General features: G+C 61.0%; 9 protein-coding genes and 1 pseudogene. 6 read left to right on the top strand and 4 right to left on the bottom strand.

All coding sequences use genetic code 11. The annotated features are described in order from the left end of the window. Positions 1-94 precede the first annotated feature (94 nt). Entirely contained in the window at positions 95-1,225 is a 1,131-nt protein-coding gene (gene zapE / locus ACIO0C_RS12225; RefSeq protein WP_401312059.1) for a cell division protein ZapE, read from the bottom strand. 245 nt (positions 1,226-1,470) lie between these two features. Here zapE and ACIO0C_RS12220 point away from each other — a divergent pair, with 245 nt between their 5' ends. The 4 genes from ACIO0C_RS12220 (at position 1,471) to ACIO0C_RS12205 (ending at position 6,327) form a co-directional block, all read left to right on the top strand. After that, entirely contained in the window at positions 1,471-1,944 is a 474-nt protein-coding gene (locus tag ACIO0C_RS12220; protein WP_401312056.1) for a MarR family winged helix-turn-helix transcriptional regulator, read from the top strand. Continuing rightward, positions 1,941-3,410, top strand: a complete 1,470-nt coding sequence (locus tag ACIO0C_RS12215) for an efflux transporter outer membrane subunit (protein WP_401312053.1) — start codon at positions 1,941-1,943, stop codon at positions 3,408-3,410. The genes ACIO0C_RS12220 and ACIO0C_RS12215 overlap by 4 nt, the downstream gene beginning before the upstream one ends. A gap of 15 nt (positions 3,411-3,425) precedes the next feature. Beyond that, positions 3,426-4,628, top strand: a complete 1,203-nt coding sequence (locus ACIO0C_RS12210) for an efflux RND transporter periplasmic adaptor subunit (RefSeq protein ID WP_401312050.1) — start codon at positions 3,426-3,428, stop codon at positions 4,626-4,628. Positions 4,629-4,797: 169 nt separating this feature from the next. Next, positions 4,798-6,327 (top strand): DHA2 family efflux MFS transporter permease subunit, encoded by a 1,530-nt coding sequence (locus ACIO0C_RS12205; RefSeq protein WP_401312047.1) that lies wholly within the window; start codon positions 4,798-4,800, stop codon positions 6,325-6,327. Between the two features lie 60 nt (positions 6,328-6,387). On the opposite strand, the gene lpxH is transcribed toward ACIO0C_RS12205, so the two are convergent. Next, the gene (gene lpxH / locus ACIO0C_RS12200; RefSeq protein WP_401312044.1) at positions 6,388-7,140 is read right to left on the bottom strand and encodes a UDP-2,3-diacylglucosamine diphosphatase; all 753 of its coding nucleotides are present in this window, start codon (positions 7,138-7,140) and stop codon (positions 6,388-6,390) included. Beyond that, a complete protein-coding gene (locus ACIO0C_RS12195) occupies positions 7,137-7,643 on the bottom strand; it encodes a peptidylprolyl isomerase (RefSeq protein WP_027614639.1) in 507 nt (168 codons plus the stop codon). Before ACIO0C_RS12195 ends, lpxH begins: the two co-directional genes overlap by 4 nt. Positions 7,644-7,895: 252 nt before the next feature. On the opposite strand from ACIO0C_RS12195, the pseudogene ACIO0C_RS12190 reads away from it, so the two are divergent. Then, a pseudogene (locus ACIO0C_RS12190) lies at positions 7,896-9,593 on the top strand (glutamine--tRNA ligase/YqeY domain fusion protein). A 14-nt stretch (positions 9,594-9,607) separates the two neighbouring features. Beyond that, positions 9,608-10,990, top strand: a complete 1,383-nt coding sequence (gene cysS / locus ACIO0C_RS12185) for a cysteine--tRNA ligase (RefSeq protein WP_020801184.1) — start codon at positions 9,608-9,610, stop codon at positions 10,988-10,990. 127 nt (positions 10,991-11,117) lie between these two features. On the opposite strand, the gene ACIO0C_RS12180 is transcribed toward cysS, so the two are convergent. Further along, positions 11,118-12,950, bottom strand: coding sequence for a sigma-54-dependent Fis family transcriptional regulator (locus tag ACIO0C_RS12180; protein WP_401312041.1), 1,833 nt, complete (start codon positions 12,948-12,950; stop codon positions 11,118-11,120). Between the last annotated feature and the right edge of the window lie 342 nt (positions 12,951-13,292).

Here is a 13,292-nt window from a genome sequence, read left to right as displayed (position 1 = left end):
CATGCCGAGCCCTAGCGAGGCACCGAGTGGTGGGGGCTCAGGAGCTGCCGCAGGCTGCGATCTTTTTCTTCAATCCCCAGAAAATTTTCCCGACTCAAATCCCCTCCCTTACCTCCACCAATTGCCCCAACCGGCTACGCGTGCGCGCCAGGTCGATGGCATCACCGCCCAGGCTTTCGCGCAGGGAGCGCTGGCCCAGCAATGTCAGGTGCTTGTCCTGGTCATACAGAACGTCGACCAGGTTGATGAAGCGCTGCTGGGCGGCAATCGGGCAGTCGGCGAGGTCGGGCAGGTCGTCGATGATCCAGTGATCGAAGCGTCGGCACAGTTCCAGGTAATCCATGACCGCAGTGGGGTGGTCGCACAGGTCGCTGAAGGTAAAGCCGACGGTGCGTCCTTCGCAGTAGCGGGCCGCTAGATGGCGAGTACCGACGGGCAGGGCAATGGCCGGTCCGTTCGGCCCTGGCAGGTTCGATGCCTGGCGTTGCGCCAACGTGGCGGGCCAGACGTAGCGGCCCTGGGTGAACAACTGGTGCGCATGGTGTCTGGCCTGACTGCGGTAGTCGTGGGGCCCGCCGACTTCCATGACTTGCATGCGCGCATTGATCAGGTCGATCACCGGTTTGAAGCGCGCATGGTAAAGCGGGTTGGGCAACAGGCCTTCCGGCGCGTAATTGGAAGTGACCAGCAGCAGGATCCCGCGGTGGAACAGTGCCTTGAACAGTCGCGTGATGAGCATCGCGTCACCGATGTCATGGACGTGAAACTCGTCGAAACACAGCACCCGGCAATCGCTCAACAATTCATCCAGCGTGGTCGCCAGCGCATCTGGTTGGTCGCGATGGCTGAACATGCCCTCGTGCAGGCGGGCAAAAAAACCGTGGAAGTGCAGGCGCTGCTTCTGGGCAAGGGGGATCGCCTGGAAAAAACCGTCGAGCAGCCAGCTCTTGCCACGCCCAACGGCGCCGTGCAGGTAAAGCCCGGGCAGTGTCTTGCCCGTTGTGCCCAGCAGCTTTGATGCATGCTGCGCCATGCAGTCGATTACCCGTTGCTGGCTATGGCTGAGGGTGTAGCCCTGGGAACAGGCCTTTTGGTGAAAGTAGTCGTGAATGACCCGCGCATTCGCGCAGTGACGGTCAGGCGCGGCCGATACCTTGCCAAAGAGGCGGCACAACGCCGGCCAGCGCGGTTTGAGTCGCGAATGCTTGGGTGGTCGAGCGGCCACTGTGATGTCCCCGTGATCTTCAGTCCGGCCCCTTGAGCCGCGGCGGCATAGTTTAACCAGTTGGGTAGTTTGGCTGCCAGCTGTGCCGCAGGTTTTGCGGGCGATGGCATCGATAAATCCGCCCCAATAACCGACGCCATTGGTCAAGCAATTGCTAAGCAGCCTAACAATTACGTTGACATTGACTGCCTAGGCAGTAACATCTCGACATACATTCACTGCTTAGGCAGCTAATTGGTGTTCAGATGAAGCATTTCACGCCAGACGATTTCCACAATTGCCACCTCGGCCTCCTGCTCGGGCGCGCGGCGCTGCTCAAGGACCGGATTATCGATACGCACATGGAACCCCACGGCATCACCGCGGCGCAGTTCAAGGTGTTGATCATCATGGCCCAGTTCGGCGTCGATTCGCCGGGTGAGCTGTGTCGGCACCTGTCCCTGGACAGCGGTTCGATGACCCGCATGCTCGATCGTCTGGAACAGAAAGGATTTCTCGCACGCCAGCGCTCCGAGGCAGACCGTCGTCAGGTGCAGTTGGTGCTGACGGAGGAGGGCCAGAAACTGGCCGATCGCCTGCCGCACATCGGCGCCGACGCCATGAATGAACTGGCCGGGGCCATCACTCCGGAAGAACTGAAAACCCTGGAGTCGATCCTGAAGAAAATCCTGGTGGCGGCCGGTGACTCGATCACCCTGCTGCGGGTAGGTGACCAATGAGCATTAAATTCTTGCGCACCGGCCTGAGCCTGGTGCTGTTGGCCATGAGCCTGGCCGGTTGCGCCAGCTACAGTGGGCTGACCACCGAAGGCGTCAGTCTCGAGGCGAAGAACCTCAAGGCCGGGCAATCCCTCAGCGGCGTGACGCTGTCGCAGGCCACTTGGCCGAAAAGCGACTGGTGGAAAAGCCTCGGCGATCCGCAGCTCGACGGCCTGATCCGCGAAGCCCTGCACGACAGCCCCGACATGCAGATCGCCGACGCCCGCGCCCACCAGGCCAGCGCCGCTGCCTACGCCGCCGACGCCGCGCGGATGCCGACCCTGGATGCCAGCGCCGGCGTCAGCCGTTCGCGTCTGGCCCGGGACCAGGATCCGCTGGGGCAGGGCGACAATTACTCCACCGTGCGCAACATCAGCGCCATCTTCAATTACAACTTCGACCTTTGGGGCGGTCAGCGTGATGCCTGGGAAGCGGCGCTGGGCCAGGCCCGTGCCGCCGAAGTCGACCAGCAGGCTGCGCAGTTGACCTTGTCCGCTGACGTGGCCCGTGCCTACAGCGACCTGGGGCAGGCGCACATTGTCCATGACCTGTCCGCCGAAGACCTCAAGCGCACCCGGCAAATGCTTGATCTGAGCCAGCGCCGCCTGAGTTCCGGGATCGACAGCCAGTACCAGTTCCAGCAGACCGAAAGCCTGGAAGCCACCTCCCAGGCCAATCTGATCGATGCCGAGAAGCGCCTGCAAAGCGCCAAAATTGCCCTGGCCGTGCTGCTTGGCAAAGGCCCGGATCGCGGCAATGAAATCACCCGGCCGAACATTCTCAAGCCAGGCGCCGTGGCCTTGCCGTCGGTGCTGCCGGCCGAACTGCTCGGACGTCGTCCGGACCTGGTGGCCGCGCGCTGGCGGGTCGAGGCGGCGAGCAAGAATATCGATGCCGGCAAAACGCAGTTCTATCCGAACTTGAACCTCAGCGCCGCGGCCGGTGCCGAATCACTGTTGGGGGATGCGATGTTTGGTTCGGCCAGCCGCTTCTTCAATGTCGCACCCACGATTTCCGTGCCGATTTTCGACGGTGGCCGTCTACGCGCCGACCTCGATTCCCGCGACGCCGACTACGACCTGGCGGTGGCGCAGTACAACAAAATCCTGGTCAGGGCTCTGGGCGACGTCAGCGACAGCATCAACCAGTTGCGTGACATCGGGCGGCAGATCACAGCCCAGCAACACGCCACCGACATTGCCCAGGATTCCTACAACACCGTGGTCCAGCGTTACGGTTCCGGCATCGGTAACTACCTGGACGTGCTCAGCATCGAGCAGCAATTGCTCCAGGCTCAGCGCCAGCTGGCCAACCTGAATGCCGAGCAGATCGACCTGTCGATCCAACTGGTACAGGCGCTGGGCGGCGGTTTCCAGCCTGAGGCCATTGCCTCGGCCAATACCGCGCCCGCCACGCTGACCCACTAATTCAAGGAATTTGTCATGGCCACTGCCGATACAACGCCAATTGCTGAAAACACCCCGGTCAATCCCGATTCGGGCAAGCGCAAGTTCATGCTGCTGGCCCTGGCCGTGGTGGTCGCGCTGGGCGGCGCGGGCGTCTGGGCCTACCACGAGTTTTACGGGCGCTGGAGCGAAAGCACCGACGACGCCTATGTGAATGGCAACGTGGTGGAAATCACCCCGCTGGTCACCGGCACCGTCGTCAGCATCGGCGCCGATGATGGCGATCTGGTCCACGAAGGCCAGGTGCTGGTGAACTTCGACCCGAACGATGCCGAGGTCGGCCTGCAAAGCGCCCAGGCCAACCTGGCCCGCACCGTGCGTCAGGTCCGCGGCCTGTACAGCGACGTCGACGGCATGAAAGCCCAGGTCAACGCCCAGCAAGCCGAAGTGCAGAAAGCCCAGGACAACTTCAACCGGCGGAAAAATCTCGCCGTCGGCGGGGCGATTTCCCAGGAGGAGCTGTCCCACGCCCGTGACGACCTGACCTCGGCACAAAACGCCCTGGCCAATGCGCAACAGAAGCTCAAGACCTCCAGTGCTCTGGTGGATGACACCGTGGTTTCCTCGCACCCGGACGTGATGGCCGCCGCTGCGCAATTGCGCCAGGCCTACCTGAACAACGCCCGCAGCACCCTGATCGCGCCGGTCACCGGCTATGTGGCCAAGCGCAGTGTGCAACTGGGACAACGGGTGCAGCCGGGGGAGGCGCTGATGGCGGTGATTCCGCTGGATCAGTTGTGGATCGACGCCAACTTCAAGGAAACCCAGCTGCGTGACATGCGTATCGGCCAACCGGTGGAGATCGAAGCCGATCTCTACGGCAGCAGCGTGAAATACAGCGGCACCATCGACAGCCTTGGCGCTGGCACCGGTAGCGCGTTTGCCTTGCTGCCGGCGCAGAACGCCACGGGCAACTGGATCAAGATCGTGCAGCGGGTGCCAGTGCGGATCCATGTCAACGCTCAGGAGCTGGCCGAACATCCCTTGCGTGTTGGCCTGTCGACCGTGGTCGAGGTGAACCTGCGTGACCAGAGCGGCCCGGTGCTGGCGCAACAGCCGCCGCAAAAGGCGTCGTTCAGCACCGGCATCTATGACCGCCAGTTGACCGAGGCCGACGCCATGATTACCCAACTGATCCATGACAACAGCGCCGCGGTCAGCAAGACCGTGCATCGCTGATTCGCCATCACACCGCCCCCCCCCTGTGGGAGCGAGCTTGCTCGCGATTGCGTCCGGTCAGTCAACATGGATGTTGAATCTAATACCGCCATCGCGAGCAAGCTCGCTCCCACAGGGTCAACTGCGTCTGTAATAGGCGCGGTGCAACCTGAGTTTCAAAGGATTCGCGATGAGCAATAACGCGTCTTTCACGCCTCCAAGCCTGGTGCTGAGCACCATTGGCCTGTCGCTGGCGACCTTCATGCAGGTGCTCGACACCACCATCGCCAACGTGGCACTGCCGACGATTTCCGGCAACCTGGGGGTGAGTTCGGAGCAGGGCACCTGGGTCATCACGTCTTTCGCGGTGAGCAATGCCATCGCGTTGCCGCTGACTGGCTGGCTCAGCCGGCGGTTCGGTGAGGTGAAGCTGTTCCTGTGGGCGACCGTGCTGTTTGTGCTGGCCTCGTTTCTCTGCGGTATTTCCACCTCGATGCCGGAACTGATCGGCTTCCGGGTGCTGCAAGGCCTGGTGGCCGGGCCGTTGTACCCGATGACCCAGACGCTGCTGATCGCCATTTATCCTCCCGCCAGGCGCGGCATGGCCCTGGCGTTGCTGGCGATGGTTACGGTGGTGGCGCCGATTGCAGGCCCGATCCTCGGCGGCTGGATCACCGACAGCTACAGCTGGCCGTGGATCTTCTTCATCAACGTGCCGATCGGGATCTTCGCGGTCCTGGTCGTGCGTTCGCAGCTCAAGGCGCGGCCGGTGGTAACCAGCTATCAGCCGATGGATTACGTCGGTTTGATCACCCTGGTCATCGGCGTCGGAGCGTTGCAGATGATCCTCGACAAGGGCAACGACCTCGACTGGTTCGAATCGAACTTCATCCTTATTGGCGCGGCCATTTCGGTGGTGGCGCTGGCGGTGTTCGTGATCTGGGAAATGACTGACCAACACCCGGTGGTCAACCTGCGCCTGTTTGCCTACCGCAACTTCCGCATCGGCACCCTGGTGCTGGTGTTGGGTTACGCCGGGTTCTTCGGGATCAACCTGATGTTGCCGCAATGGCTGCAAACCCAGATGGGCTATACGGCAACATGGGCCGGCCTGGCGGTGGCGCCGATCGGGATACTGCCGGTGCTGATGTCGCCGTTTGTCGGCAAGTACGCGCACAAGTTCGACCTGCGTCTGTTGGCGGGCATCGCGTTCCTGGCCATTGGCTTGAGCTGTTTCATGCGTGCCGGCTTTACCAGCGAAGTGGACTTCCAGCACATCGCCCTGGTGCAGTTGTTCATGGGCATCGGCGTGGCGCTGTTCTTCATGCCGACCCTGAGCATCCTGATGTCGGACCTGCCGCCGAGCCAGATCGCCGATGGCGCGGGCCTGGCGACGTTCCTGCGGACCCTGGGCGGCAGCTTCGCGGCATCGTTGACCACGTGGATCTGGATTCGCCGGGCCGACCAGCACCATGCGTACATGAGCGAAAGCATCAGCGCCTATGAGCCTGCAACCCGTGAGGCCCTGCATGCACTGGGGGGTGCGAGCAACCCGGCGTATGCGCAGCTCGACCATGTGTTGACCAGCCAGGCGTACATGCTCTCCACCGTGGACTACTTCACGTTGCTGGGGTGGGCGTTCATGGGGTTGATCGTGATCGTCTGGCTGGCGAAACCGCCGTTTGCGGCCAAGGCGGGGCCGGCGGCTGCCGGGCATTGAAGCAACACAAGACCTGTGGGAGCGGGCAAGCCCGCTCCCACAGGGTTTTGTGTTTGGTCGTTAATTCGTGGGAGCTGCGAGTTGCGGTGGCGGCGTGAAATCGAACGGTGCCAAGGCAAACCCGCTGTCGTCCACCTGCAACGCCCAACCCTGTTTATCCCAATCCCCCAACACAATGCGCCTGGCCGCGTGCTCGCCTAGCTGCAACTTGTGGATGGCCGGACGATGGGTATGGCCGTGGATCAGGGTCTTGACCCCATACTGCTGCATGATCCGCGGAATCTCCAGGGGCGTGACATCGACGATGTCATTGGCCTTCATCCGCGTCTGCGCACGGCTTTCACTGCGCAGTTTGCGCGCAAGCTTTTGGCGGGTACGCAGCGGCAAGTGCCGCAGGATGAACAGGGTGATCGGGTTGCGCAGGTAACGACGCAGCTTCATGTAGGCTTCGTCGCGGGTGCAGAGGCTGTCGCCGTGCATCAACAGCACGGGTTCGCCATTGAACTGCACGACACTCGGATCTTTCAGCAGGGTGCAGCCGGCCTGTTTGCAGAACGCCTTGCCCAACATGAAGTCGCGATTGCCGTGCATCAGGAATATCGCCGTGCCGCTGTCGCTCAAGTCGCGCAGGGCCTGGCAGATGGAACGCTGGAACGGCGTCATGGCATCGTCGCCAATCCACGCCTCGAAAAAGTCGCCCAGAATGTAGAGAGCACTCGCCGAACGGGCGCGTCCGGCGAGCAAATCCAGAAACGCCCGGGTAATGTCCGGGCGCTCCTCTTCCAGATGCAAGTCTGAAATCAGCAGTATCACGCTTCGATGATCTCGGCTTTCTCGATGATCACGTCGTCTTTAGGCACGTCCTGGTGACCGGCCTTGGAGGTGGTTGCAACGCCTTCGATCTTGTCGACCACGTCGGTGCCCGCAACGACTTTACCGAACACGGCATAACCCCAACCCTGAGCGGTCTTGGCAGTGTGGTTGAGGAAGCTGTTGTTGGTGGCGTTGATGAAGAACTGCGCTGATGCCGAATGCGGATCCATGGTGCGAGCCATGGCGACGGTGTACTTCTCGTTCTTCAGACCGTTGTCGGCTTCGTTCTGGATGCTCGGGCTCTTGTCTTTCTTTTCCTGCATGCCAGGCTCGAAACCGCCGCCCTGGATCATGAAGCCCTTGATCACACGGTGGAACACGACGTTCTCGTAGTGACCTTTTTTAACGTATTCAATGAAATTGGCAGCGGTGATTGGCGCTTTTTCCGCGTCCAGTTCGATGACGATGTCGCCGTAGTTGGTGGTCAGTTTGACTTGAGTCATGATCGCTACTCTTTATAAGGAATTCGTGGTTGTGGGACATTCAGCCCTACAACCGGTTCAGCCTGCTTCGGCCAAGGTGCGCAGTTTAGCGTGACAGGCACGAATTTCGAGGCTGTTTTTTTATTTACGGCCTATTAAATGCGACGGTTTACAGAGTGCGCTCTGTCAGGTACTTGACGGCATCGGCTATGATAGCGGCTTTGTTTTGTCCGGCCTTCATTACGGCCACGCACTTGTACGTTCAAGGATCCTATGAGCAAGCCCACTGTCGACCCTACCTCGAATGCCAAGACCGGCCCTGCCGTGCCGGTCAACTTCCTGCGGCCGATCATCCAGGCAGACCTGGACTCGGGCAAGCACACGCAGATCGTCACCCGTTTCCCGCCTGAACCCAACGGCTACCTGCACATCGGCCACGCCAAGTCGATCTGTGTGAACTTCGGCCTGGCCCAGGAGTTCGGCGGCGTCTAGATCCTGCGTTTCGACGACACCAACCCGGCCAAGGAAGACCAGGAATACATCGACGCGATCGAAAGCGACGTCAAATGGCTGGGCTTCGAATGGTCCGGTGAAGTGCGCTATGCCTCGCAGTATTTCGACCAGTTGCACGACTGGGCCGTCGAACTGATCAAGTCCGGCAAGGCCTATGTCGACGACCTGACCCCTGAACAAGCCAAGGAATACCGCGGCAGCCTGACCGAGCCGGGCAAGAACAGCCCGTTCCGCGACCGTTCGGTTGAAGAGAACCTGGACTGGTTCGCCCGCATGCGCGCCGGTGAGTTCCCGGACGGCGCACGTGTGCTGCGGGCCAAGATCGACATGGCCTCGCCGAACATGAACCTGCGTGACCCGATCATGTATCGCATCCGTCACGCGCATCACCACCAGACCGGTGACAAGTGGTGCATCTACCCCAACTACGACTTCACCCACGGTCAGTCGGACGCCATCGAAGGCATCACCCACTCGATCTGCACCCTGGAATTCGAAAGCCACCGTCCTCTGTACGAGTGGTTCCTCGAGAACCTGCCAGTGCCGGCCAACCCGCGACAGTACGAGTTCAGCCGCCTGAACCTGAACTACACCATCACCAGCAAGCGCAAGCTCAAGCAGCTTGTGGACGAGGGCCACGTCAACGGTTGGGACGATCCGCGCATGTCCACGCTGTCGGGCTTCCGCCGCCGAGGCTACACGCCGAAGTCGATCCGCAACTTCTGCGAAATGATTGGCACCAACCGTTCCGACGGCGTGGTGGACTTCGGCATGCTCGAATTCAGCATCCGTGACGACCTCGACCACAGCGCTCCGCGCGCCATGTGCGTGCTGCGTCCGCTGAAAGTCGTGATCACCAACTACCCGGAAGGCCAGGTCGAGAACCTTGAACTGCCATGCCATCCGAAAGAAGACATGGGCGTGCGCGTCCTGCCGTTCGCCCGTGAAATCTACATCGACCGTGAAGACTTCATGGAAGAGCCACCAAAAGGCTACAAGCGCCTGGAACCGAACGGCGAAGTGCGTTTGCGCGGCAGCTACGTGATCCGTGCCGACGAAGCGATCAAGGACGCCGATGGCAACATCGTCGAACTGCGCTGCTCGTACGATCCGGACACCCTGGGCAAAAACCCGGAAGGCCGCAAGGTCAAGGGTGTGATCCACTGGGTGCCGGCCGCTGCCAGCGTCGAGTGCGAAGTGCGCCTGTACGATCGCCTGTTCCGTTCTCCGAACCCGGAGAAGGCCGAGGACAGCGCCAGTTTCCTGGACAACATCAACCCTGACTCGCTGCAGGTACTCACCGGTTGTCGTGCCGAGCCTTCGCTTGGCAACGCACAGCCCGAAGACCGTTTCCAGTTCGAGCGCGAAGGTTACTTCGTCGCGGATATCAAGGACTCGAAACCCGGTCAGCCGGTGTTCAACCGTACCGTGACCCTGCGTGACTCCTGGGGCCAGTGATTCAAGGAAATAACGTGCTTACAATCTACAACACGCTCACCAAGAGCAAAGAAGTCTTCAAGCCGCTCGATGGCAACAAGGTGCGCATGTACGTGTGCGGCATGACCGTGTACGACTACTGCCACCTGGGCCACGGCCGTAGCATGGTTGCTTTCGACCTGGTGACGCGCTGGCTGCGTTTTAGCGGCTACGACCTGACTTATGTGCGCAACATCACCGACATTGACGACAAGATCATCAACCGGGCCAACGAGAACGGCGAGTCGTTCGAAGCTTTGACCGAGCGCATGATCGCGGCGATGCACGAAGACGAAGCGCGCCTGAACATCAAGAAGCCGGACATGGAACCGCGTGCCACGGATCACATCCCGGGCATGCACGCGATGATCCAGACCCTGATCGACAAGGGTTACGCCTACGCCCCGGGCAATGGCGACGTGTACTACCGCGTCGGCAAGTTCATGGGCTACGGCAAGCTGTCGCGCAAGAAAATCGAAGACCTGCGCATCGGCGCGCGCATCGAAGTCGACGAGTCCAAGCAGGACCCGCTGGACTTCGTGCTGTGGAAAGCCGCCAAGCCGGGTGAGCCGAGCTGGGAATCGCCGTGGGGCGCCGGGCGTCCGGGCTGGCACATCGAGTGCTCGGTGATGTCGACCTGCTGCTTGGGCGAGACCTTCGACATTCATGGTGGCGGCAGCGACCTTGAGTTCCCGCACCACGAGAACGAAATCGCCCAGAGCGAAGCGGCCACCGGCAAGACCTACGCCAACGCGTGGATGCATTGCGGCATGATCCGCATCAATGGCGAGAAGATGTCCAAGTCATTGAACAACTTCTTCACCATTCGCGACGTGCTCGACAAATACCATCCGGAAGTCGTGCGTTACCTGCTGGTGTCGAGCCACTACCGCAGCGCCATCAACTACTCGGAAGACAACCTCAAGGACGCCAAGGGCGCCCTGGAGCGTTTCTACCACGCGTTGAAAGGCCTGCCGAGCGTGGCGCCGGCGGGCGGCGAAGCCTTCGTCGAGCGTTTCACCCAGGTGATGAACGACGACTTCGGTACGCCGGAAGCCTGCGCGGTACTGTTCGAGATGGTTCGCGAGATCAACCGCCTGCGCGAGAGCGATTTGAACGCAGCGGCCGGCCTGGCGGCCCGTTTGAAAGAACTGGCCAGCGTATTGGGCGTGTTGCAGCTTGAAGCCGATGACTTCCTGCAGGCCGGTGCCGAAGGGCGCGTGGATGCTGCTGAAGTTGAAGCGCTGATCGCTGCGCGCCTGGCGGCACGTGCCGGTAAGGACTGGGCCGAATCTGACCGCATCCGCGACCAGCTCACCGCCATGGGCGTGGTGCTGGAAGACGGCAAGGGCGGGACGACCTGGCGTTTGGCTGACTGATTATTGATGATCGTTCCCACGCTCTGCGTGGGAATGCAGCCGGGGACGCTCTGCGTCCCAAATCAAAAGCCGAACGCGGAGCGTCCGTTGAGGCATTCCTTTGCGGCGCGTGGGAATGATCAGCTGGTCATTCAGCCTGGCGCAACCGCTTGTAAAGGGTATTGCGACTAACCCCCAGCCGCCGGGCCAGATGCGAAATATTCCCCCCGACCGCCTGCAACTGCCGATTCAAATCCTCGGCATCATCAAGATCCACCGCCAGCGGCTCCGGCGTCTCAACCGGCTCCATCTCCAGATCCACAAAAAAATCATCCGGCAAATGCTCCGGTCGCACCGGTTGTTCCTCGGCCATGGCCAGCGCTACCTGCATCACGCTACTGACCTGCCTTAGATTCCCCGGCCACGGATGACGGCTGAACAATTCCAGCACTTCGCGGCTCAACCCGGCCCACTGGCTGGGTTCGCGGTGCTGTTCCCACAAGCGTTTGAACAGCGCCTCCTTGTCACTGCGCTCCCTCAACGGCGGCAGTTCCAGGGTCAGGCCGCCGATGCGGTAGTACAAGTCTTCGCGAAAACGCCCCAGTTGCACCTGCTCGCGCAACGAACGGTTGGTCGCGGAAATGATGCGGATGTCCACCGGGAACAACTCACTGCTGCCTACTGGCTGCACGCAGCGCTCCTGCAATACCCGCAGCAAGCGCGCCTGGGTCGGCAGCGGCATGTCGCCGATTTCATCGAGGAACAGCGTGCCTTTGTCGGCCTTGCGGATCAGGCCGATGCTGCCTTTCTGGTTGGCCCCGGTGAACGCGCCTTTTTCATAGCCGAACAGCTCAGACTCCACCAGTTCAGCGGGGATCGCCGCACAGTTCACGGCAATGAACGCCTGTTTGCTGCGCGAGCTGGCCTGATGCAGGGCTTTGACGAACACCTCCTTGCCGACCCCGGTTTCGCCGTGAATCAACAACGGAATGTCTTTTTCCAGCAAGCGCTCGGCCTGGCGCACGGCTTTTTCCACGCGGCTGTCGCCGAAGTGCAGCGTATTTAGGCTGATTCCTGCCGGTGCCGGTACGGCGGGTTCTACGAACACACGGGCCTGGATCGGCACCTGTTTCGGACGTTTGAGCAGGCACTGGAAGCGATTGCGACCGGAAGCCTGGAGCGAGAAGGGCAGGCCTTCGGGTTGATTCAGCAGCTCCAGCAAGGAAACCTTGAACAGGCTCTCGACACTGACCCGCGACAGGCGCACGCCCAGCAGGTTGTCGGCGCGACGATTGGCGGACAGCACGTGGCCACTCTCGTCGAAAATCAGCAACCCGGCCCACTGGCTGTCGAGGTTGTTCAGGCCGGTGTTGAAGGTCAGTTGAAAGTGCTGGCCGTGGAACAGGTTGAGAATCAGCCGGTTTTCCACTGTCTGGCTCATCATCTTGACCATGCCCAGGGTATGGGACGGCGGCAGGTAGCTGTCGCTGGACACATCCAGTACGGCGATGACCTTGCGCTCGGCATCGAAAATCGGCGCGGCGGAGCCGGTCATGAAACGGTTGGCCTTGAGAAAGTGTTCATCGTGCTCGATGTGCACCGCCTGCTCGCAGGCCAGTGCGGTACCGATCGCATTGGTCCCGGTGCAGCGCTCCATCCAGCTGGCGCCAGCGCTGAAACCACGGGTCAGGCCCGGTTCGATAAACCGTTGGGTGCCCCAGGACGTCAGCACCTGGCCCTGATTGTCGGCGAGCATGATCAGGCAGTTGGAGTTGCTGAGGATGTTTTCGTAGTACGGCAGGACTTCTTGATGGGTGGTCTGCACCAGGGAATGCTGGCTCTCCAGCAATTGCGCGATGCCTTCGGCCGGTAGCTGATCGAAGGCCGGGGCGCTCTGGTGGTTGAGGCCGAAGGCGCGGCAACGGTTCCAGGAGTCCTGGATGATGGCGTCGTGGGATAACGCGGGGGCAGGTGCGGCCATTCAAATCAGCCTCTGATTAACGCTCTTATTGTTTTTATGGGTTTTGCACACCACACCACATTGCGCATGCAATGTCGCTGACACGCCACGTACCTGTAGGAGCCCGGCTTGCCGGCGAAGGCGTCATCGAAATCGCCTTCGCCGGCAAGCCGGGCTCCTACAGGGAGCGTGAACAGTCCCTAGAGTGTTGTTCACTAATGTTCATTGTCAATCGCTGAAGTGTTCAGTTGTTCAGTGTCGATTGTTCATTTGTGTTCAGCAATGAATGTGACCGAGCAGTCACTTTCAAGGATTCAAAGCCAAATCAACGGCTTGCGTTTTCTGGCACAAATGTCGCTATAC

It is taken from the genome of Pseudomonas sp. NPDC087336 (assembly GCF_044744285.1).
In the GTDB taxonomy this organism is placed as follows: Bacteria; Pseudomonadota; Gammaproteobacteria; order Pseudomonadales; family Pseudomonadaceae; genus Aquipseudomonas.
The sequence above is the reverse complement of the archived record's forward strand: the minus strand, read 5'-3'. Positions and strand labels throughout refer to the sequence as shown.

Bases quoted from the DNA above. Each gene is read 5' to 3' on its own strand.
- ACIO0C_RS12210 (WP_401312050.1), top strand. From the start codon at position 3,426: ATGGCCACTGCCGATACAACGCCAATTGCTGAAAACACCCCGGTCAAT.
- ACIO0C_RS12205 (WP_401312047.1), top strand. From the start codon at position 4,798: ATGAGCAATAACGCGTCTTTCACGCCTCCAAGCCTGGTGCTGAGCACC.
- ACIO0C_RS12195 (WP_027614639.1), bottom strand. From the start codon at position 7,643: ATGACTCAAGTCAAACTGACCACCAACTACGGCGACATCGTCATCGAA.
- ACIO0C_RS12180 (WP_401312041.1), bottom strand. From the start codon at position 12,950: ATGGCCGCACCTGCCCCCGCGTTATCCCACGACGCCATCATCCAGGAC.
- ACIO0C_RS12220 (WP_401312056.1), top strand. From the start codon at position 1,471: ATGAAGCATTTCACGCCAGACGATTTCCACAATTGCCACCTCGGCCTC.
- ACIO0C_RS12215 (WP_401312053.1), top strand. From the start codon at position 1,941: ATGAGCATTAAATTCTTGCGCACCGGCCTGAGCCTGGTGCTGTTGGCC.